General features: G+C 67.4%; 21 protein-coding genes and 2 pseudogenes. 10 read left to right on the forward strand and 13 right to left on the reverse strand.

The genetic code is table 11. The features are described from left to right. Nucleotides 1–721: 721 nt before the first annotated feature. From N0A24_09895 to N0A24_09920, 6 genes are all read right to left on the reverse strand, one after another. A complete protein-coding gene (locus tag N0A24_09895) occupies nt 722–1,855 on the reverse strand; it encodes a PrsW family intramembrane metalloprotease (GenBank protein ID MCS7173664.1) in 1,134 nt (377 codons plus the stop codon). An 812-nt stretch (nt 1,856–2,667) separates the two neighbouring features. Further along, a complete protein-coding gene (locus tag N0A24_09900; GenBank protein ID MCS7173665.1) occupies nt 2,668–3,828 on the reverse strand; it encodes a PrsW family intramembrane metalloprotease in 1,161 nt (386 codons plus the stop codon). A gap of 11 nt (nt 3,829–3,839) precedes the next feature. After that, on the reverse strand, nt 3,840–4,121 hold the full coding sequence (locus N0A24_09905; protein MCS7173666.1) for a hypothetical protein: 282 nt from the start codon (nt 4,119–4,121) through the stop codon (nt 3,840–3,842). Between the two features lie 347 nt (nt 4,122–4,468). Further along, nucleotides 4,469–5,416, reverse strand: coding sequence for a PrsW family intramembrane metalloprotease (locus N0A24_09910; GenBank protein MCS7173667.1), 948 nt, complete (start codon nt 5,414–5,416; stop codon nt 4,469–4,471). A gap of 58 nt (nt 5,417–5,474) precedes the next feature. Then, nucleotides 5,475–5,903, reverse strand: coding sequence for a hypothetical protein (locus N0A24_09915; protein MCS7173668.1), 429 nt, complete (start codon nt 5,901–5,903; stop codon nt 5,475–5,477). A gap of 26 nt (nt 5,904–5,929) precedes the next feature. Next, a complete protein-coding gene (locus N0A24_09920; protein ID MCS7173669.1) occupies nt 5,930–6,421 on the reverse strand; it encodes a bacterial transcriptional activator domain-containing protein in 492 nt (163 codons plus the stop codon). A gap of 1,055 nt (nt 6,422–7,476) precedes the next feature. Between N0A24_09920 and N0A24_09925 the strand changes: the two are divergent. The 3 genes and pseudogenes from N0A24_09925 (at nt 7,477) to N0A24_09935 (ending at nt 11,481) form a co-directional block, all read left to right on the forward strand. Continuing rightward, nucleotides 7,477–7,611, forward strand: a pseudogene (locus N0A24_09925) (response regulator). Nucleotides 7,612–9,001: 1,390 nt separating this feature from the next. Further along, nucleotides 9,002–9,640, forward strand: a complete 639-nt coding sequence (locus tag N0A24_09930) for a hypothetical protein (GenBank protein ID MCS7173670.1) — start codon at nt 9,002–9,004, stop codon at nt 9,638–9,640. Continuing rightward, nucleotides 9,637–11,481 carry a hypothetical protein gene (locus N0A24_09935; GenBank protein ID MCS7173671.1) on the forward strand — a complete coding sequence of 615 codons (1,845 nt, stop codon included), beginning with the start codon at nt 9,637–9,639 and terminating at the stop codon, nt 11,479–11,481. Before N0A24_09930 ends, N0A24_09935 begins: the two co-directional genes overlap by 4 nt. Here the strand turns inward: N0A24_09935 and N0A24_09940 are convergent, their stop codons facing one another. The 3 genes from N0A24_09940 to N0A24_09950 all read right to left on the reverse strand — a co-directional run bounded on the left by N0A24_09940 (nt 11,482) and on the right by N0A24_09950 (nt 14,104). Further along, the gene (locus N0A24_09940; protein ID MCS7173672.1) at nt 11,482–12,000 is read right to left on the reverse strand and encodes a hypothetical protein; all 519 of its coding nucleotides are present in this window, start codon (nt 11,998–12,000) and stop codon (nt 11,482–11,484) included. 109 nt (nt 12,001–12,109) lie between these two features. Beyond that, complete coding sequence (locus tag N0A24_09945; protein ID MCS7173673.1) at nt 12,110–12,748, reverse strand: hypothetical protein; 639 nt, start codon at nt 12,746–12,748, stop codon at nt 12,110–12,112. A 6-nt stretch (nt 12,749–12,754) separates the two neighbouring features. Beyond that, nucleotides 12,755–14,104: an FAD-dependent oxidoreductase gene (locus N0A24_09950; GenBank protein MCS7173674.1), complete on the reverse strand. Its 1,350-nt coding sequence runs from the start codon at nt 14,102–14,104 to the stop codon at nt 12,755–12,757. Between N0A24_09950 and N0A24_09955 the strand changes: the two are divergent. Then, a pseudogene (locus tag N0A24_09955) lies at nt 14,101–14,205 on the forward strand (chitin-binding protein). The gene N0A24_09950 and the pseudogene N0A24_09955 overlap by 4 nt on opposite strands. Before the next feature lie 277 nt (nt 14,206–14,482). On the opposite strand, the gene N0A24_09960 reads toward N0A24_09955, so the two are convergent. Both N0A24_09960 and N0A24_09965 read right to left on the reverse strand, forming a co-directional pair. After that, nucleotides 14,483–15,067: a class I SAM-dependent methyltransferase gene (locus N0A24_09960; protein MCS7173675.1), complete on the reverse strand. Its 585-nt coding sequence runs from the start codon at nt 15,065–15,067 to the stop codon at nt 14,483–14,485. Beyond that, entirely contained in the window at nt 14,979–15,164 is a 186-nt protein-coding gene (locus N0A24_09965; GenBank protein MCS7173676.1) for a hypothetical protein, read from the reverse strand. The genes N0A24_09960 and N0A24_09965 overlap by 89 nt, the downstream gene beginning before the upstream one ends. Before the next feature lie 73 nt (nt 15,165–15,237). Between N0A24_09965 and N0A24_09970 the strand changes: the two genes are divergently transcribed. From N0A24_09970 to N0A24_09995, 6 genes are read left to right on the forward strand one after another with little or no spacing between them, the layout of a single operon-like run. After that, on the forward strand, nt 15,238–15,453 hold the full coding sequence (locus N0A24_09970; protein MCS7173677.1) for a zinc ribbon domain-containing protein: 216 nt from the start codon (nt 15,238–15,240) through the stop codon (nt 15,451–15,453). 24 nt (nt 15,454–15,477) lie between these two features. Next, nucleotides 15,478–16,149 (forward strand): phosphate signaling complex protein PhoU, encoded by a 672-nt coding sequence (gene phoU, locus N0A24_09975; GenBank protein ID MCS7173678.1) that lies wholly within the window; start codon nt 15,478–15,480, stop codon nt 16,147–16,149. Between the two features lie 34 nt (nt 16,150–16,183). After that, nucleotides 16,184–16,822, forward strand: a complete 639-nt coding sequence (locus N0A24_09980; protein ID MCS7173679.1) for a 50S ribosomal protein L25 — start codon at nt 16,184–16,186, stop codon at nt 16,820–16,822. After that, complete coding sequence (pth, locus tag N0A24_09985) at nt 16,823–17,404, forward strand: aminoacyl-tRNA hydrolase (protein ID MCS7173680.1); 582 nt, start codon at nt 16,823–16,825, stop codon at nt 17,402–17,404. Nucleotides 17,405–17,416: 12 nt separating this feature from the next. Continuing rightward, entirely contained in the window at nt 17,417–18,154 is a 738-nt protein-coding gene (tatC, locus tag N0A24_09990) for a twin-arginine translocase subunit TatC (protein MCS7173681.1), read from the forward strand. 1 nt (nt 18,155) lies between these two features. Further along, nucleotides 18,156–18,740, forward strand: a complete 585-nt coding sequence (locus tag N0A24_09995; protein MCS7173682.1) for a sulfite oxidase-like oxidoreductase — start codon at nt 18,156–18,158, stop codon at nt 18,738–18,740. Between the two features lie 99 nt (nt 18,741–18,839). On the opposite strand, the gene N0A24_10000 is transcribed toward N0A24_09995, so the two are convergent. Together N0A24_10000 and N0A24_10005 are read right to left on the reverse strand one after the other, a co-directional pair. Continuing rightward, complete coding sequence (locus N0A24_10000; GenBank protein MCS7173683.1) at nt 18,840–19,439, reverse strand: hypothetical protein; 600 nt, start codon at nt 19,437–19,439, stop codon at nt 18,840–18,842. Nucleotides 19,440–19,540: 101 nt separating this feature from the next. Continuing rightward, a partial coding sequence (locus tag N0A24_10005; GenBank protein MCS7173684.1) for an AAA+ family ATPase occupies nt 19,541–20,089 on the reverse strand: 549 nt, incomplete at its 5' end.

Genomic DNA, 20,089 nt, shown 5'->3' on the forward strand with positions numbered 1-20,089 from the left:
ACACCTGCTCGCCGGAAAGACCGCACCTCGTAGTGGGCCAGCATCCCTTATTCAGGTTAAGAGCATAGGCTCCCGGGCTTAACTGTCGCTTAACCTTGCGGATCTGGAAGGGGATTCAGTCCGCCTTCGGGGGTTGGGGCCAGGGTTAAAGGAGTCAGACACCTCCACTGCGTCTACACTCTTCCCTCAGGCTTCTCTCAGGTTACGGGGAGCAGGATACATAGGAGGTTCGCATTCTCCGGAACAGCAGTACAAGATCCGGAAACTCCGGGGCCGGCACTTCGCCCGCGAGGAACGCCACACGCATGGCCTGAGCCTCAGGGTGGAGGATTCAGACCCAGAACACCATCCAGGTTTGGGAACCTGAGCTCCCCCAACGCGCCTCACCTTCCGTGATAGACCCGCGGTGCCCAGTCAGACGCCACTGCAGGCCCGGCACTCGGCGGAGGCCGAGGAGATCCTGCAGGATTTCCTGAGCGGCCCGCTGCGGGCTTAGGTTTCCCCGGATGGCGAGATCAGGCAGGACGAGGAACCGCGGAGTCTGGAATGGGCCTTCCCGGTGGAAGATCACTAGGCCTATGTCTTGTGCCCAATGTACCCGCTAGGAAGCCGGGTGCAGGATCCGAAAGTGTCCGCCGGGGTCGCGATAGGGGATGAGGGGTGGTATGTCATTAGGAAGATGCCGCCAGCCAGAGGAGAGAACTCACCGCCCACGCGACCATCATGTCCGCGAGATCTCCAAGGAGTCCAGTTGCGATCGGAGGTAGACGATCCGTTCCTGGAGGACTTCCTCCGGGGCACCCGGCGGTCGACCCCGGGATATCCGCCACCGGGCGAAGGCGAGTTCGGCTACCGTGTCGTAGAACTGTCGCAACGCCATCCAGCCTCCCGGTCCCTTCCGGGTGAAGGCGTCCCATAGACGCCGGGACTTGATCCCGGGGGTGGCCACCGCCCGCAGCTCGTCTTCTGACAGGACCCCTGAGGAGACGAAATCCACCAAGTAGGTGCGGACCAGCTGTCGCTCTCTCTTTTCGGCTAGAAAGGCGAGCACACCCAGGATCAGAACGGCAGGGAGCAGGAGGATGCCAAAGAGAACAGGGGCCAGGAGCAGAGAGGCTCCGCTTCCGACCGTGGCCTCCGTAGCCAATGCGCTGGAGTTCCACAGGGCGTGGAAGAGGACCGCGGCCAGATAGCCGGTGGGAGGGACGATGAACTGCGCAATCCCTCCTCGTTCCCGCGCATACCCCAGGGCCGCGCCCGTGCACCCGGTCCAGACCGAGTGCATGAGTCCGAGGAGGATCACCCGTAACAGGAAGAGGACCGTGAGCCCTGCAAACCCGCCGGCTGCAAATGCACGGCCCAGGTACAAGACGTTTTCCGCAACACCGAACCCGAGCCCGACCAGGGCACCGTAGACGAGGCCGTCAGTCAGATTGTCGAACTCCTGGCGGAGGAAAGCCGCCATCCCGAGCAGTGCCACGCCTTTCGCAGTTTCCTCCACCAAAGGCGCCACAAGTCCGACGGTGATCCGGAGGGCCCAGAGGGGACCCAAGACCGCCTGGAGGATGGCCCGCCAGAGCTCGTTGAAAACCAGCGCGAGGAGGATGGAGACGGTGGATCCCCAGAAGAAGGCCGCCAGCAGCAGCCATCCTGGCTCCTTCTCGTGGCGGTCAATCCAGAGGATGAGGCCTGCGTAAAGGGGCACGGGGAGCACCGAGGTCAGGGCTCCCACGAGGAATGGAACGACGCCACGGGTTTCCGCGAGAAGAAGGAACAGGACCAGCAGGCCCACGAGGGAGAACAGCCCTGCAAGGGTTAGCTGCAGGAACAGGTAGGGATTCGCTGAGCGCCTCACCACTTGAGGGGGCTGCACAACTCACCTCCTATCCACTGGTTCGGCATCCTCACGTCCTCGATCACGGTGTGGGAGTGGGGCTTGGAGTTGACCATGGCCCTGGTGCAGCACCCATCAGCTGGTAGCTCTGCAGCATGTGCTGGAATACCGGGAAGAGGCTTGGCCATACGGCCTCCTGACTCCTGTAGGCCCTCATGTACCACATGGAGGTCTGCACCGTGAAGGAGTGCAGGATCGTGAAGTGCACGGCACCCCGCATCCGCTCTCCCCTGGTATTCGTCCACACGGCCTCCAAATACGCTTCCTCCGTCCCCGGGGACGGACCGGGTCGCACCCATTGCTGCACAACCTGGTAGTCGGGGTACCGAGTCTGCTCTCCTCGGACGACATGGTCCAGAAGCTGTGAGCCGGGAAGAAGCCTTCCGGTTCCGGCTCCCAGGGCCCTACTGAAGAAAGCCTGAGTACCGTGACGTGGATCTTCACCGGGCGGGTAGAAGAGCACACCCTGACGATGCGGAGAGACCCTCCAGGTCTCCGGGTAGTCCACTGCGAATTCTGCGTCCGGGTCGATGTAGCGAGCGTAACGAACGGGTCCGGTTGGTGGGAAGGGTACTGGTGAGGACTCAGATGGTCTTGGAGGTGAGGGCTGGGAGGGGGACCAGGGGGGAGCAGGAGTGGGGCGAGGGAGGAACAGATACCACACCACTCCGCCGATCCCCAACAGCATGAAGAACCCCACTACGAGGACCGCCAAAACTGCTACTACAGCCCATGGACTCAGGCCATCTTGCCCCCTCAGAATCCGGTTCATGTCACACCAGCCCCAGGGCCTCAACTCGTTCACGCAGGGCGTGCACTCGCTCCCGCAACGCCTGAACGTCCCGCCCTCCTTCTCCACGCTCCTGCCGCCACAGAGCAAAGGCCAAGTCTACCTCGGCATCGTACAGCTGCCGCAAGAGGTTCCAGGCTCCGGGTCCTCGTGTCGTCAAAGCCGACCACAGGCGACGTCCGCGCTCCCGTGGCCGCGTCAGCAGCGCCACATGCTCGGCCGCCATGCGTCCCGCTTCTATCTCTTCTCGGAGGCCTTCCTGGATAGCAGCAACCTCCCGTCTCCATGCGAAGTATGCAAGGACCACCAGGAAAAGCAGCGGGATACCTTCGATGACGAAGGCCATCAGAGGAACAAGGAGGAGGCCGGCGTCTCCGACAGAGCGGACGGCGGCGGGCAGGGCGAAACTGGCAAGGAGGTTCCACAGGAAGTGTAGGAACACGGCGCAGAAATAGCCGGCGACTGGGGCGACGTAACGCGCAGGGCCCATTGTCTCTCGAGCGTACCCGAGCCCGGCACCCGTACAGGCGGTGTAGACCGAGTGGCCCAGACCTCCCACCACGGCCCGGAGTACGAACCCGAGGGTGAGACCGGTCAATCCGCCTTCGCGTATCGCCTTAGCGAAGTACAGGATGTTCTCCGTGGCGGCGAAACCGAGTCCTGCTAAGGCGCCGTAGACCAGACCGTCCACGGTATTCGTGAATTCCCGGCGCCAGAGGAAAAAGATCAGCAGAACCGCAAACCCTTTGCTCGTCTCCTCCGTCAGCGGGGCCAGGAAAGGGGCGCTGAGCTGCCGACCCAGCTGGGGACCGAACAGGAGCTGCAAGAACACACTCCCCACGGTGTTGAATACTAGGCTGAAGAAAGTAGCTACCACCCCTCCCCACAGAAGGGCTCCCAGAAGTAGCCATCCAGGCTCTTTCTCGTGCCGGTCTAACAGCAGGATCAGCCCCGCATAGAACGGGACTACCGACAGCGCTGCGAAGGAGGCCATGAGGAATCGAGCGAACCCTCCTGCGGCCTGATAGAACAACGCCATCTGCAGGAAGGCGAGCACAAACAGGATGAGTCCGCTCCCGACGAGCCCCAGGGCTTTTACGAAGGTGTCGGGCCCCAGAGTGAGGCGGGCTCCCGTGACCTCCACAGCCTAGCTCCCTACTGCAGGGCAAACGGCACGAGCAGGACCACCGCCGGCTGACCGCCCTGAGGGACGGCGAGCACGAACGCGTACAGGCCCGGAGAGCCCTGGCTCGTATCGAGGCTATACAAATGCCGGCCTGGGCCTTCCAGGGGTTCGGGGTTCACCACCGGGATCACCCGTTCCTGGGACTCGATGCGGACAAACAGCCGGACGACCTGTGTATCCATGCGTGTCACGCGATAGTCCACTCCCACCTTCTCCCCCACGCGGAACACCCCCGCGGGCTCGGTGGGCATACCATCCGGCCCTAGTCGCACCGTTCTTCCACCCTCCACCTCTACCCCCGGTACCTGTTGAGGGCACACACCTTTCCCGAGGGCTTCTGGCCCTTGAAGCGGTGTCTGCGGACATGGTTCGGTCTGTCCCCTCTCTTCAGGGCCAGGGGGTGGAGGAGGTGTGGGGACTACGGGCGAGGGTTGTGGCCCCAGCCCGGTAGGTTGAGGTGCGGGCTGGGGAGGGACGGGGGCCGGGGTTGGTGCAGGCGGCCTCGGCCAGGGGAACACAAACGCTGCCACCACGGCCACTACAGCGAGGAAGGTCAGGCAGCCACAGCCAAGCCCGCCGCCGATGAGCAAGTTCCGGTTCATCGTTCCGCCTCCCGGATCCGGTTCCGGTAGAGCTGCAGTTCCGCCTCACTCGCGAGTCCTCGTTCTAGACGCCGTCGGGCGAAGGCGAGCTCGGCGAGGGGTTGCCGGATCGCCTTAGGCACGTCCGACCACCGATTCCGTAGCACTGCCTCTACATACTCTTGCGGAATATGTCCTTCTCGAGCCTCCACTGGAAGGTAGCGGTGAATCACGTTCCGCTCATGACGCAGAGCCCAAACCACAATCCCCCCCAGGGCCATGACTCCTGCCCAGTCCGCGACGTTCCGGGCGAAGACCAGGAATGCGGAAGGTCCTGTTCTCGAGACGATCAGAGCCGCGAGGGCATCATACGCCGCGTGGTACAGGGCAGTCACTGCGAACCCACCGACCGGCAGCCACCACGCAGCGGAGCCAGTAAGCCCGAACTCGCGCACCGCTCCCAGGGATGCCCCGAAGAGAGCGCCAAAGGCGCTGTGGGTGAGACCGGTCAGGAGAATACCGAACGCCTCCCCTGCGCCGATGCCTCCTCCAAACCCGGCTCTCGAGAGGTCCCAAAGATACACCACAGACTCCGCCAAGGCGAACCCCGCCCCCACGATTCCGCCGTACACAACTCCGTCCAGAGTCCCGTCAAACTCCCGGGGGAGCAGCCGGAATAGAACCAGCATCACCAGGGCTTTCATCCCCTCCTCCACGACCGCTCCCGCGGGATTGGGCCCGAAGAATGCCGCGTTCAGGGCGTGGAAGGCGGCTGGATAGACGGACATGCGGATTCCCGCCAAGCGCTCCACGATTATGGTCAGCACGGGAGCTGCGATGGCGCCACCGAACAGGGCTGCACCCAGCACGCTTCCGGGTTCCTTCTCGTGGCGGTCCGCCCAGTACAGGATGACTACGTACAGGACGGTGAGGATCAGAACGATCAGGGCCGCACTCAATACCATGGTCGTCTCCTAACTCCGTGAGCTTCTAGGGTTTTTCATGCAGTCTTTCAGGAAGCTTTCAGGAAGTCGGATTGTCTTTCTCGTCGCGGAGCCATGGCCCTTTACCCTGCAGGAAGGCGTATGTGTTCACTGCGGCTGCTGCAAGCCAGAGGAGGAATCCCAGTAAGTTCCACCCGATCCCCCCCAGGGTCACGATTCCCGCGACGGTTCGGTTGCCGGTGGCCCCCGCAATCAGTAGGAACACCAACGGCAGGAACCCGAACAGCACCGACAGCAAAACTCCCCAGCCCAAGGCCCAGAGCGCGTGACGGCGGACAAGGGGATGCGGGGACTTGAGGAAGAAGTTCCCGATGGCGATCCACCACAGCCACCACCCACCGATGGCCACGATCCGTTGTATCGGGGTGAGCTCCACGAGAGGTTGAGATCCGGTTTGCATGCCCCACTCCCGTATGGCGTTCAGACCCGCGGCCGCGGGCTCCCCCACACTATCCGGAGGGCCTTAAAACTTGCTTAACGCCTGCGTCCGTAACGCGGTGAACGATCCGAGAGGCCCTGGAGGAGGGCACGGGTCTCCGGTATAGGGTCCACCCCGATCTCATCCTGCAGACGCGCTTCGAAGTTCTGGTAGATCCGCAGGGCAGCCTGCCGGTGGCCCAGGGAGAGCAGATGGCGGAGGAGGGCCTGGACGGCCGGTTCATGGAGGGGATCCAGGTCCAGGACTCGTTCCAGGAATCGAATCCCCGGTTCCGGAGCCGCGTGGCAGCCCGCGTGGTAGAGGCAGTCCACCACCCGCCGTCGGAGGGCATACCGGAAGTCGTCCACCCCGCGTAGGTCTACCCCCGGTGCCACCGGCTCCCGATACAGGTCCAGCACGGCCTCCGCGTCTCCCCGGTTCAGGGCCTCCTCCAGGTTCCAGAGATCCACCCGGGCGTTGTGGAGTCTCCCCGCGGTCAGGTAGGTGGGAACCCGCCACGGCTGGAGGGCCCTGCGCAGGTGGTGCATCTGGACGTGGAGGTTGTTGCGGGCCTGCTCGGGATGCGCCTCCGGCCAGAGCTGGTCCGCGATGGACTCCGGATCCCGCCGCAGGACCAGAAGCACAAGGAGGGCACGGGCGGTGGGTGAGAGCAAAACCTCCTCCCCCAGCCGCGCCACGCGGAAACTCCCCAGGACCTCCACCTCTAGAGGTGGGACCATCTCCCTCCGGCGCTCGATGGCCTCCTTCCACCCGGCCCGAAGCACTTCTTCGATGGGGTAGACGTCCGCGAGCTCGGGGCGGTGCCTGGGGAGTTCGGAGAGGGGCAACAGTGCCGATAGGACCGCAGGGCCCAGGGAGGTGAGCTTCAGCAACGCCTCCAGATCCTCTTCCCGCCGGAGGATCCGGAAGCGGGCCGCGTGGAAATACGCCTGCTCCTCCCGATCGTGTGGCGGTGGGGGGAGACGGGATGCAGCTTCCTCGTGGCGCCCCAGCATCCACAGGCTGAGGGCGGATTCCAGCCGGGTCCAGAACCCGCGCACCGGCTGCGCCACCCGGAGGGATTCCTCAAGAAGGCCCCGTTCCCGCAGGGTGCGGATCCACAACCCCCGGACTGTATCTTCCAGCTCCGGGTTCTCCGCGGTCTCCGCGAGAACCACCAAGCGCTCGAAGGGAGCGGGATCCCGCTCCAGGGCCGCCTGCCAGGCGCCCGCCAGGGCCTCGGCCCAGAAGTTCCACCCCGGGCAGGCCTGTGCCCTGCGGAAACATGCGAGCGCCTCCTCCCGCTGGCCCGCGAGCAGCAGGAGGCGGCCGGTCTGCAGGAGGGTGAGGGGCAGGTTGTGGGAACGCTCGCGTTCCTGGACTTCCGCGGTGCGGCGGTTATAGGCGAGGTAGTGGTCGAGGTCTCCGTCCCGCTGCCACCGAAGGAATGCCATGTTGTAGCCGATGGGGTGGAAGACGTAGGGGTCGTCGGGTGGGAGGAGTCTACGTGCCTCTTCCAGGACCGCCTCGAACCGGTCCAGCTGTCGAGCCTTCCACAAGGGCCAGCACGTCCAGTTCCAGAACCGGGCGGCGGCGCGTGGATCCCCCCGTGCCACCAGCCGCGATCCTTCCTCCACCGCCCGCAGGGCGAGCGGGAGGTCCACCTCCGGGGCGTTGTATGCCACGAGTCCCCAGGCCCGGATCGCCACCTCCGGGTGTGAATCCCCCGTGTCCCGGGCGAGGGCCTCCAGACGGGGAAGTGCCTCCCGGAGTCGGCCCACCAGACACAGAGCCATGCCGTACGCAAGCCTCCGCCAGGGGCCACCCATCCCCGGCAGCGCCCGACACCACCGGATCAGGGAGGAGGGGACAGTTGAAGCGAGGTCGAGGGCTGTGGGGGAGTCGAGTAGATCCCCCAGTTCCATCCACAGTCCCGCCCGGAAGTAAGCTTCCGCCCGTAGCTCCGGGGGAAGCTCAGGGGCTCGCAGACGGACCGCCTCCTGAACCGCGGGCCGTAGGGAATCGTGCAGGGCCTCCGTGAGCAAGGCGTGCAGGCGGAGGCCTTGGGCGGTGCGTTGGACGAACCCGCTGCTGACGAGCTGCTGCAGGGCATAGTCCCCCGGGGAATCCGGAAGCGCAGGGAGGGCAGAGAGGAGCAGCAGGAGCTCCCACGCCTCCTGTCCCAGGGATTCCCGGACCCCCCGTACCAGGGCGTTCCGGAAATCCAGGGTTCCCGTGAGGGCTGCGATGTGCACCGCAATGGGCCATCCCCCGGAGCTCTCCCAGATCTCATAGGCCCTGCGGTCATCGGCCACCAGCTGGCGGACCTCAAGAAGAGAGAACCGGAGGTCCTCCGCGGTCAGGTGCACCAGACGGCCCCAAGCTCGGATCCGCGGGAGCTCGGGCCAAGGGAGCTCCGTGCGGCTGGCAAGGCCCAGGATCAGGGTATCCAAAGGCGCTCGGAGATTCGGGACGTCGTCCGACACGAGGTCGTCCAGCACGAGAAGCGTGGGCCGATCGCTCAGGAGGGTCTGGAGAAACCTCCAGGAAGGGTTCTTCCCGATCCCCAGAGCACGGCCGAGCTGCTCGAGAAGGGGGCCTGCCGCGGCGCTGCCCCACACCACCCGCCACCCGTTCGCCTGCAGCCGCTCCGCCCACTGCCGCAGCAGCACGGTCTTCCCATAGCCGTACGGCGCCTGCAGCCAGGCCACGTACCCACCCTGCTGCGGGAGGCGGTCCAGAAGCCGAGCCCGGGGAATCCACCGCGCGCCGTCCATCCGTTCTCCGCATACACGCCCGGTTTTAACGGAATTTTAAGCCGGTTCATTCGGGAGAATGAACAGGATGGTTGCCGAAGGGATCCTGCTTCCGCTCTCCGTTTTCGGGTGCCTCTGGATTGCGTGGCGGGGCGTGCGGTACGAGCAGGACCTGCGCTATGCCCTCCTGGCCGTAGCGGCGGGAGCGGTAGGGGTACCTGGGATCCTATGGGTGCTGGGGGCTGTCCTGCCCCCTTTCGAGGGACGCTGGCCGGCGTTCGTTGTGGTCTGGAGCACGGCACCTCCGCCCGCCTGGCGGGGAATGGTCGAGGAGCTGGCCAAAGCCGCGATGCTGCTGGGGGTTTCCCGGGGTTGGCCCGAGGGCATGCGGATCCCTTCGACGGGTTCCTTCGGGGGCTCTTCGTGGGGCTTGGGTACGCGCTTTCGGGCTTCTGGGGTCTCCTCGGAGGATCCTGGCCTTCCAGGAATCCGGGATCCCTGCTGCACCTGCTGGGCGGCGGCCTGGCGCAGGGAGCGTTGCTCGCGATCCTGGGAGCCACGGTAGGGTGGGCCCGGGCGCGGCAACCCGGCCTGCTGGTGCATGGTGCGGCGACGGTGGCAGGCCTTGTGGCGGCGGGGGGCGCGCACACCGCGTATCTGGCGCTCGTGGAAGCATTCCGCCAGGGAGGGCCCCTCCAGCCGCTGGTGGCCGCGGGGCTGCTGGCCTTCGAGTGGAGCGGGGTGGGGTTGCTTGCCGCCGGGAGGGTGTGGAGTGCGCGGCGGCAGCGGGAGCTCCTCAGGTGGTGCCTTTGGGAGGAGGTGGCCGCGGGCGTGGTCCGGGAGGAGGAGTACCACGCCCTGGCGGCGGACGGACGGGGCATGCCAGGGCCGGTGCGATCCGCCCTCGTGCGCCTGGCTTTTGCGAAGCGGCGGGTGGTGCGGGGGGTAGGACGGGCGGAGGAGGTGGAGGTCTGGCGGAAACGGGTGATGGAACTGCGGCGCGGACGGTGAGGTTCCTCCGCCGGGCCCTCGGGTGGGCGATCCGCGGGCTGGACGCCGGGGCTCAGTACCTGGGGCTCCCCGTGCGGTGGAAGGACCTGCAGGAGAGCGCGGGAGGGCTCTTCGGGCTGCTCCGGCTGGGTCCCTGGGGAATCCTGGCGTTCGCCCTCCTGACAGGTACCTTGGGCGGGTTCGCGGCTGTGCTCTCCGTGTCTACCCCGGAGCGATCGCGCCTGCTGGGAACCTCGCTCGCGCTCGTCATGCTGGGCGCCATCGTCGCCTTTGCCTTCGCGCTTTTCCTCTCCGAGATCCGCGGACTGCATCCCGTCCTGCGGTTCGCAGGCGGGATGTATGCCCTCTGGTACCTGCTGCTCCCGCCCGTGCTCGCGCTACCGCGGTGGGGTGCGCTGTTGCCCGCCTGGACCCTGTACGCCATCGAAGTCGGCCGTCTTGCGGCCGACCGCAGGAGTCCTCTCTGGCTTGTTCCCTGGGTTCTGCTCCTGGGACGCCTCAGCCCCGTGTTGGTGGAGCCCCTGTGGGCTTCGGTGGCCGCGTGGGCTATGGTGTACGGGTTCCTCGGGCTGGTGCTCTTCCGGGTAGCCCGCTCCGATCTTCCCGCGCCGCGGGCGGTGCTCTTCTGGAGCATGGCGGCGGTCTACGCCTGGGGCATTGTGCAAAGCCCTGCCCGGTTCGGAGAGGCCCTGCGGATGGGCTACGACGCCCTGTTCATGTTCCTCGGGCTCTTCTGGATGTGGCTCGCCGCAGACCTGGTGGACGACGCCTCCGAGGTAGCGGAACGGGCGGTGCGCCGATTGCGGGGCGCGTTCCAGCACCGGGCCGTAGTGTGCGGGATTGCGTGCGGCTTGCTGGGGATCGGAGGGATGGGGATCCTAGTCACCGTGATGCCCGCGGCGGTGCTGGACGCCGTCCCGCAGGCTGCGGCCGTCCCCCTCATGGTCCTGCTCCGGGATCAGTGGCACGAGGGCACCCTTCTGTGCGGCCTCCTGCTGGCCGCGACAGGCGCGGTAACCCTGTGGAGGGCCTGGAGGAGGGAGGATCCCGTGTCCGCGGCCTCCGACGCGGTGGCCTCCGCGGTTGTGGTAGGGCTGGTGTACCTCGGGGCCCGCCAGGCGTGGTCCGCGCTGTCGGAGGTGCAGGCGCCGGAGGGTTGGTGGCCGCTTTTGCTCGCTTCGGTGCCGGTGGTGGTGGAGGAGCTGAAGCAGACCTCCAAGGGCGTGCGGGAAAGCTCCGCGGCTCTCCTGACAGGCGGGGTGGCACTTCTGGGGATCGCTGCCACCGCCTTCCGGTTTGCCCAGGAACCTCCGGCAGCTCTCCGGACCACCACCCTGTATCCCTTTCTGGGCATGGTGCTCTGGGGACTTCCGCACCTCGTGGCCCGGCTTGGAGCAGGATGGCAGGCGGAGATCCGATCCACCGCCTTCTTCCTCACGGGGTACCTCACCGCCCTGCCCGCCGCCCTCCTGCTGCCGCATCTGCGGACGGGCTCTCCGGCCCTCGCGGTGCTCCTGTGGCCGTGGGCGCTGCGGGCGGCCCGTCTGCGGCTGCCTCCCGCGTCCGGAGGGCAGGTGGCGGCGGGACTCCTGTTGGCGAGCGGTACCCTGGCGTTCTACTACGAGCCCCTGTTCCTCCCCGTTCCCTTCGTCCCGTGGACGCAGGCGGTCCTCCAGCGACTCGGGGAGGTGCGGGCTACGGAGATGTTGGACTGGACCCAGCTCGTGGCGTGGACAGGAGCCGCCCTGAGCGGGGTGACCTTCGGTCTCGGTGGCAGGAGGGCGACGTGGGTAGCTGCCGCCGTCCTGTGGGCGGGCTGGAACCTGCTGCTCCTCCGGTGACTACCGCCTGGGCCGGAACACGAGGATGAAGCTCACCTCCGCGCCGTTCTGGCCCTGTCGGACGCCTACGAGCAGTCCCCGGGAGGGCCACTCGAACAACACCTCCCCGGGTCCCGTGAACAGGAACTCAGGGTTCGCGTCCACCATCCGCAGCAGGTCCATCAGCGGACTTCCCACGCCCGCTCCGTTGGAGAACTTGAACCGGGGATCGTCCGTGGCCACGGCCAGGACCTGCCCCGGCGTCTTCACCGCCTCCGTCTCCTCCCCGTACTGGTAGTAGTCGAAGATGCAGAACCCCACCTTGGCTTCGGTGTTGCACACCCGCCGGCCGTCCTCGTTGTTCTCGTCCCGGCTGGCTCCCAGGGACTGCACCAACTGGGCGGCGGCGTCCATGGACATCCCGATGCGGATGGGGCCGATAGCCTCCCCGGGGACGATGGCGGTGGGAACGGGCTGACTCCACAGGGGCACTCCGAGCCCCAGGCAGAACAGGATCAGGAAAACCACACCCCTTCTCATCGAGAGAACCCCCTCTGCCCAGGGCCCGGGTCTGAGGCCCGCGCGGACTGGGCTAAGGTTTCCATTTAGGATACCACACAGGGTACGTCCGGCCTAGAAGCATCCCGCGCTACCTCCGGAGGAGCCGGACTGCCAACTGCCCTCCGAACACCGCGACTCCGATCCCGCAAAACACGGCCAGCAGGGCACCCACGAGTCTGTCTGTGGGGCTGTCCGCGAGGAGGAGCATGGCGAGGCCTCCGAGGGTGAAGAGCCCGCTGCCCAAAAGGTACAGGGTGAGCTTCCAGACGGGTGTCGTGCCGGCGCCTGCGCGGAAGCGTTCGAACGCGGCCTGTTGCCAGGAATGCAGGGGTGGGACCTCTGGCCAGCTGGCGACCATCCTGGACAGCTGTCCCTGATAGCTGAGGCCCACAGCTACGATCACGGCCGAGAGGAACACCACGAGGGCCAGGGCGACCACCCCCGTGATGGCCAGGGACGCCCACTCCCCGACCTCCCTTTCCAGGAACCGCTTCAGCGCCAGCAGCAGGAAAACCGACGGGAGGGTGACGCTCGTGGCGATGGCAACGAGGACCCTCCTTCGCCGATCCAGCAGGCCGCGGACGTCTCGCTCCGCGGCCTCGTCGGGGACCACCCGCCCGGGGCGGTCTGTCCCGTGGGGGAAGAACAGCCGGCGGCCGGAGCTGTCCGTGCGGAAGAGCAGGTCGTCCGCAGCCTTCACTTCCCGCTCGAGCTCGGCCGATCCCATCGCCCGTTACCGACGCACCAGGGCCCGGATCATCCGGGCCGCCCGCCGGCCCGTCTCTGCAGCCCCGTTCATGTAGCCCTGGTAGTCGAGGCTGGTGTGCTCGCCCGCGAACAGCAGCCGCCCCACGGGTTCGAACTCCGCACCGGCGATGGTGGTGTACTGCCCCACCTTCCAGCAGGCGTAGCTCGCCCGCACGGAGGGATCCGAGGGCCAGTGCCACCGCGCCACCCGGCCTGTGTAGGCGTCGCGGGCTCCGGGAAAGACGCGTTCGAGGTCGGGCAGAGCCCTGTCTGCCTGGTCCCGGGCGAGCCCCTGCCCCACGTCCACCCCGGCTTTGCCGCCGAGGAAGATGGTGTAGGTACCGGCTCGGCCGGGCCGGCCACGGCTGCTGTCCCACCCGCTCTGGATCGGGAGATCGGTGAACAGCTCGCCCGACCCACCCCCCTTGCGCCACACCCGCTCCCGGAAGCCCAGGATAAGCTTGCTGTTGGTCCCGTACCCCAGCTCCCGGATCGCCTTTCGCTTCACCGCAGGCAGATCCACCTGGAGCTCCACCTCCCGAAGGAGGGTGAACGGGACGGTGAGGATCACGAAGTCCGCGCGTACTTCCGCGGTGCCCGCCCCCCGGCGTTCGAAGGTGAGGCGGTAACCGCTTCCTTGCTGCCGCACCGCCACCAGGCGGTGGTCCAGCTGCAGGGAGGGCTCCAGGAGCCGGGCGAGGTGGGCGGTGATCTGCTGGTTCCCGCCCCGGACGCTGTAGCGCTCGTCGCTCTCCCCGTAGACCTCGAAGCTGGACGCGGGCTCCGTGCCGATCAGGAGGACCAGGTTGAGGGCGGACTGCTCCCCCGCGTCCAGCCCGTACTCCCCCACGTACGCCACCTCCAGCAGCTCCTTCACCCAGCCGGAGGCGCCGACACGGTCCAGGTACTCGGAGATGGACATGCGGTCCAGCTCCCGGGCCCGCGGGGTGTGCCGGCGGTAGGTGACGGTGTCACCCACGGCGGCCTGGTCCTGCCGGATGCGGCTCGCGATCGGCCGGAACGCCCGGACCACCTCCGCCTCTCGTAGATGACGGCCCTGGAAGTAGAAGGTGGGCCGCCGGTGTGCCTCTGGACCTGCCTGGAGGTCAAGGAGCTGCAGTCCGAACAGACGCACGAGCCGGTGCATGTCCTCGTGCCCGGTGTCGATGAACTCCCCGCCGAACTCCGTGACGAGCCCCGGGACCACCGCGTCCCGCACGGACAGCATCCGGCCTCCGGTGCGGGTGCTGGCCTCGTAGATCAGGGGGCGAATCCCCGCCTGCCGCAGGTAGTACCCGGCGGTCAGCCCCGCCAGCCCGGCTCCCACGATGACCACCCTCGGAGCCTGGGGCCCCGCCAGAACCTCAAGGGGTCGGAGGAGCTGCCCGGCCGCGGCGGCCAGGGCCGCGGACCCCGCCGTCCGCAGGAACTCCCGGCGGCTTTGGCGCCGCTCCCAGCGCATGTCCACCAGCTCCTCCACGGGCGGAGCTCCGGGCTGGTTGGCGAGGTCCGCCAGTCGCATCCACCGACGGATCCACGAGAAGGTAATGGTCCGACCGCTTCCCGTCTGCCCCACGGCGCCCCCTCCTCACAGGACCTGGGGTCTTTCGCCCCCGGAAGGTGCGGAGCCGGACCGGATGGCGTCCCGTACCTCCGGGGAGAGCGTCTCCTCGGGAAACCTTGCCTGCGCCTGATTAAAATGCGCTTAACGTGCCTAGCGCTTCCGGAAGTGTCCGTGGAGGTTGTGCCACCACCCCCCCTCCTCCGTGGGTCGGGTGGCCAGGCGCACGGGGGTTTCCGGGTACAGGCGGTGCTGGCCCATCCAGGCGTTGAGGGTCGCCTCGTCCAGCAGCACGAACCGGCGGACCTCTCCGTCCGGGCCCTCGGTCTCAAATACGAAGGGCGCCACCTCCCGGAGAGGCTCCCTCCAGGGCCGGGACCCCACCGCGAAGTGCTGCACAAGGAGGTGCCCTCCCGGTCGGAGGACCCGGGTGGTCTCCTCCACGGCCCGGTGCCATTCCTCCGCACTCTCCGCCTGCTGGTAGATGCCCAGGGCCACCACCACGTCGAAGAAGGCGTCGGGAAAGGCGGAGAGGTCGTCCATGCGGCACCGGATCACCCGTCGCTCCACCTCCTCACCCGGCAGATAAGGGCGGAGCCGGTTCCGGGTATAGGCCACCATGGCATGGGAGGCGTCGCACGCGTACACGTCAAACCCCTCCCGGGCCAACCACTCCGTGTTCCGGCCCGCGGCGCACCCCAGGTCCAAAACCCGGGTGGTGCGGGGCAGGGAGGACAGCAGGGCCACCATACGGTCGTCCGGCGGGCGGGCGGCGAACCGCTCCACCACCTCGGTCCGTTCCCAGAACGGTACCCTGCCCATGCCGTGCTCCCATTTTACCGGGTTCGGACACCGACCACGGCCGCTTCCGACCTCCTGTGGTAAGATCCTGGCGGAGGTGTGCGGCTATGCCCATCTACGAGTATGTGTGCAGGGCGTGCGGGGAGCGGTTTGAGGAGCTCGTCCTCGGGGGCGGTCCGGAGGACGTGGTCTGCGCCAGCTGCGGATCTGGGGATGTTCGGCGTGTGCTCTCCGTGTTCGCCGTGGGGCGGGCGGAAGGGAACGGCGGTCTGGTCCCCTGCGGGCCGGACTGCTGCCGGCTGCGGGCCGCGCCGGAGGCGTGAGCCCAGGGGGTCGGGGGTGGGGCCATGGGGACCATGCGGCACATCCGGGAGGCGTTTGACGAAGCGCTCCAGTCCCTGGAGGAGGACATCTTGCGGATGGGCAGCCTCGCGGGGGATCTCATCCACCGGTCCGTGGAGGCCCTGCGCCGTCAGGACGCACAGGCCGCGGAGGCGGTCATCGCGGAGGACGATGTGGTGGATCGCCTGCATCTCCAGATCGAGGACCGGGTGGTCAAGCTGCTGGCCACCCAGCAGCCCATGGCCGGGGATCTGCGGGTGCTCACCTCGGCCCTGGCCATCTCCATCGATCTGGAGCGCTTGGCGGATCACGCGGAGGGGATCGCAAAGGCGGTTCGGCGCTTGGCCGACCAGCCTCCGGTGAAGCCACTTGTGGACATCCCCCGCATGGAGCAGCTGGTGCAGGAGATGTTGCAGGAAGCCCTACAGGCCTTCGCGCAGCGGGACCCAGAGCGGGCGGAGGCCCTGGCGGCGAAGGACGATCAGGTGGACGATCTGCGTAGCCAGGTGTTCCGGGAGCTCATCACCTACATGATGGAGGATCCCCGTACCATCTCCCGGGCTCTGGATCTCCTGCTGGTGGCCCAGCATCTGGAGCGGGCTGCGGACCACGTCACGAACATCGCGGAGCGGGTCATCTACATGGTCACGGGCGAGCTCCGGGAGCTGAACGTCTAAGCAAGCCGAGTCCGGTCAAGCGGGAGGGAAACGGATGGAGCGGGTTCACCTTGTGGCGGAGGTCCGTCGCAAGCTCGGAAAGGAGGCGGCCCGCAAGCTACGGGCTGCGGGCAAGGTACCCGCCATCCTCTATGGCCGGGGGATTGAACCGATCCCCCTGGCCGTGGATGCGAAGGCCCTGGAGGCGGTTCTGCGCACCGCCGCGGGTGTGAACGTTCTCCTGGACGTGGTCATCCGGGAGAACGGTGCCGAGCGCAGCGAGCTCGCCATGATCGCGGAGGTCCAGCGGCACCTGCTGCGCCGGGATCTCCTCCACGTGGACCTGCACCGCGTGAGCCTCGAGGAACGGGTGCGGGCCCGGGTGCCCTTGGTCCTGCGGGGGGAGGCCGTGGGCGTGCGGGCGGGCGGGGTGCTGGAGCAGCACCTGCGGGAGGTGGAGATCGAGGCCCTGCCGACGGAACTGCCCGCCCATCTGGAGGTGGACGTCGGCGGCCTCGAGGTGGGAGAGACATTGCACGTCCGGGATATCCGGGTACCGGCCGGAGTCACCGTGCTCACCTCGGGGGAGGAGACCGTGGTGACGGTGGTAGCCGCGGAGGAAGCGGAGGAAGCGGCTCCGGCCGAGGGAACCGCCCAGCCCGAGGTCATCCGCCGGGGGCGGGCGGAGGAGTAGATGCGGCTTGTGGTGGGCCTGGGCAATCCCGGCCGCCGGTACCGGGGAACCCGCCACAACGTGGGGTGGGAGGTGGTGGACCGCCTGGGGGCACGGTGGGACGTGGAGATCTCCCGGGAGGAAGGGGAAGCCCTGGTGGGGAGGGGGGAGATCGGAGGGGTAGGGGTGCTGCTCGTGAAGCCTCTCACGTACATGAACCGGAGCGGGGAAGCGGTGCGGTGGCTTATGCATCGCTACGGGCTGCGGCCGCAGGAGATCGTGGTGGTCTACGACGACGTGGATCTCCCGATGGGATCGATCCGCGTCCGTGCCCGGGGCGGTGCGGGCGGTCATCACGGCATGGCCTCCGTCCTGGAGGCCCTGGGAACCCAGGAGATTCCCAGGGTGCGGGTGGGCATCGGGCGACCCCGCGGCGACGCCGCGGAGTACGTGCTCTCCCGGTTCGCACCCGGGGAGCGGCCAGCGATGGAAGAGGCGATGGAGCGGGCCGCGGATGCGGTGGAGACGATCCTGCGGGAGGGGATTGAGGTGGCCATGAACCGCTACAACCGCCGGGCCCCGGTCCCCCAGGAACGGGTATAGTAGGATGAAGCCGTGGGCGCGCCCATGACCTGGATCGAGCACCTGGAGGAGCTGCGCCAGCGGCTCCTGTGGAGTGTGGTGGGCCTTGCCCTCGGAACGGCCATCTCCTGGACGTTTTCGGATGCCCTGTTGCGCCTCCTCCTGAGGCCCAGCGGGGGGATTCAGCTCCACGCCATCGGCATGCTGGAGCCCTTTCTGGCCCGGTTCCGGGTGGCGGTCACGGGCGGCCTTGCGCTCTCCATGCCCTGGATCGTGTACCACGTCTTCCGGTTCATCGACCCCGCCCTGGAGCCGCACGAGCGGCGAGTGCTCATCCCTGTCTCCCTCGCCGCCGGGTTGCTGTTCGCCTTCGGGGTGGTCTTCGGATACTTCTTCCTGCTGCCTTCCGCGAGCCGGTGGCTGTTGGCTCAGGCAGGCGAGGTGATCCGGGTCCAGATCACTGCCCTGAATTACCTCTCCTTCGTCACGTGGTTTCTGGTGGCCACGGGGCTGGGGTTTGAGACACCGCTGCTGGTGGTGGCCGCGTGCGCCCTCGGCATCGTGACGCCCCAGCGACTGCAGCGGGAGTGGCGTACCGCGGTGCTGGCCATCCTGGTGCTCTCCGCGGCCGTCACCCCCGACTGGAGCCCCGTGACCATGTTCCTCCTGGCCCTCCCCATGATCGTGCTCTATGAGGGAGCGGTGCTCGTCTCCTTCCTTATCGTGCGCCGACGGGCGCAGAAAGCCCAGGACGCGGCCCTGGAGGTGTGAGGTGGATTCCCGAAGCGCGACGAAGAGCCGTATTCCGCCGGGACAGTACGTGACGGAGAAGTGGCCGGTGCTGCACTACGGCTCCGTGCCCCAGGTGGATCTCGCGAGGTGGACCTTCCGGGTCTTCGGGGCCGTGGAGGAGGAGCGAACCTGGACGTACGAGGAGTTCCTGCGGCTGGGGCACGCCGTGGTGCGGTGCGACGTGCACTGTGTGACCCACTGGAGCCGGCTGGACAACGTCTTCGAGGGAGTCCCGGCCCGGGCGGTGCTCCGGCAGGTGCGTTGCAGGCCCGGGGCGGACTGGGTGATGGTGCACGCGGAGCAGGGCTACACCACTAACCTCCACGTCACAGATCTGGACCGGGACGATGTGCTCTTCGCCTACAAGCACGACGGGGAGCCCCTCACCCCGGAACACGGCTGGCCCCTGCGGCTGGTGGTCCCGCACCTGTACTTCTGGAAGAGCGCCAAGTGGGTGCGGGGACTGGAGTTTCTGATGGAGGACCGGCCCGGGTTCTGGGAACGGGCGGGCTACCACATGCGGGGGGATCCCTGGCGGGAGCAACGGTTCTGGGAGGACGGGTAAAAGCTGGGGAGCTCTCCAGAACCGAACACAGCCCAACAGCGGGAGAGGTTCCCCTGGCCTGCATCCGATTCCTGCCGTGACTCGGGAGTCGCCGTGCGACTACCGGAGCTGGCAGGGCGGCAGCTCGATGCGGAGGGGAGCGTTGAAGTCTCCGTAGTCCATGGTGGTCTGCACCCGGCCCTGCTCATCCAGGACCTGCATCCGCCGTGGGAGTCCTGTACGCACCGACACATACAGCTGGAATACCGCTTCCCGCCGTGGACCGAACCAGTACCGGTACGTCCGGGTCTCCTCGCCCCCCACCTTGGCGTTGGGTCCGCGCTCCACCGTCACCTCCATCACCCCCTCGGGGAGTGTTGCGGAGGGCACTTGCGGCGCAGTTGTCACCCCCCCGCGCGGGCACTGCCAGGGTCCTCCCGCCATCCGGAGCCGCTGCTCTCGCCCGACCTGGATCATCTCCATCTGTCCACCTGCCATCACCATCCGCATCCGGTCCGGATTTACGAACTCGATGACCATACGATCTCCTTGAGGCGATCTAGAGTGGATCCGATAGCTCCGCACCGATGCGAGACGTGCCAGGGCTTGGGCGGCCTCCCGCCACGCCTGCGCGTCTCCGTTGATCCTCAAGCCTGGTGCTCCGGCACCCACCGCGGCGAGTCCCAGGACCATGGCCCCTACTGCGAGCGCTCTCCACATGCGGCACCCCCGTCTTGGATCTCGAGGCTAGAGTCTTTCTATCCCTGTTTACCACGCCGCTCCGCGATCGTATAGCAGAAAGATCCGCAGGATACGGGCCCCTACTCCTGCTCGAACCCGTGGCTCTTGAACTTCAGGGTGCGGGCGTTCTCCGTGACGGTGCGTCTGACGTCCTCCGGTATGCCTTCCGGTGCGGTGGCCTCGATCTCCAGGGTCACCTCCACCCGGGCCCCGGGGACGTTGACGAGGTGCGTGATGACCTCCTCCGCGACCCTGCCGGCCTCCGCACCGACCCGGACCGGGTCCAGCACGACCGTCCCGTGGAAACGTGTGGGGACGGCCTTCTCGGGCGCCGGAGCCTCCAGGCCCTGCCCAGGACCGCCGGGGTTAGCCACGGCGGCCGCGCCTCTGCCGGCCGCCGTACCTGCAGGTTCGCGGATCCCCGGGGAGGCCTCGGCCTCCAGCTGCTTCAGCGCCACTTCCGGCTTCACGAGGAGCCCTCGGGGGTCCTGGTCGGAGACTGGCACCCGCTGGGCGACCCGTAGCCCGCGGTACCGCCGCGTCCCTTCGTCGTAGTCGTCCGCGTAGGCGAAGGAGTCCTTGTCCCACGTCAGGAGCCCCGTGCCCTCCTGGACCGCCTCGACCAGGAC

It is taken from the genome of Armatimonadota bacterium (assembly GCA_025059775.1).
Lineage (GTDB): Bacteria > Sysuimicrobiota > Sysuimicrobiia > Sysuimicrobiales > Sysuimicrobiaceae > Sysuimicrobium.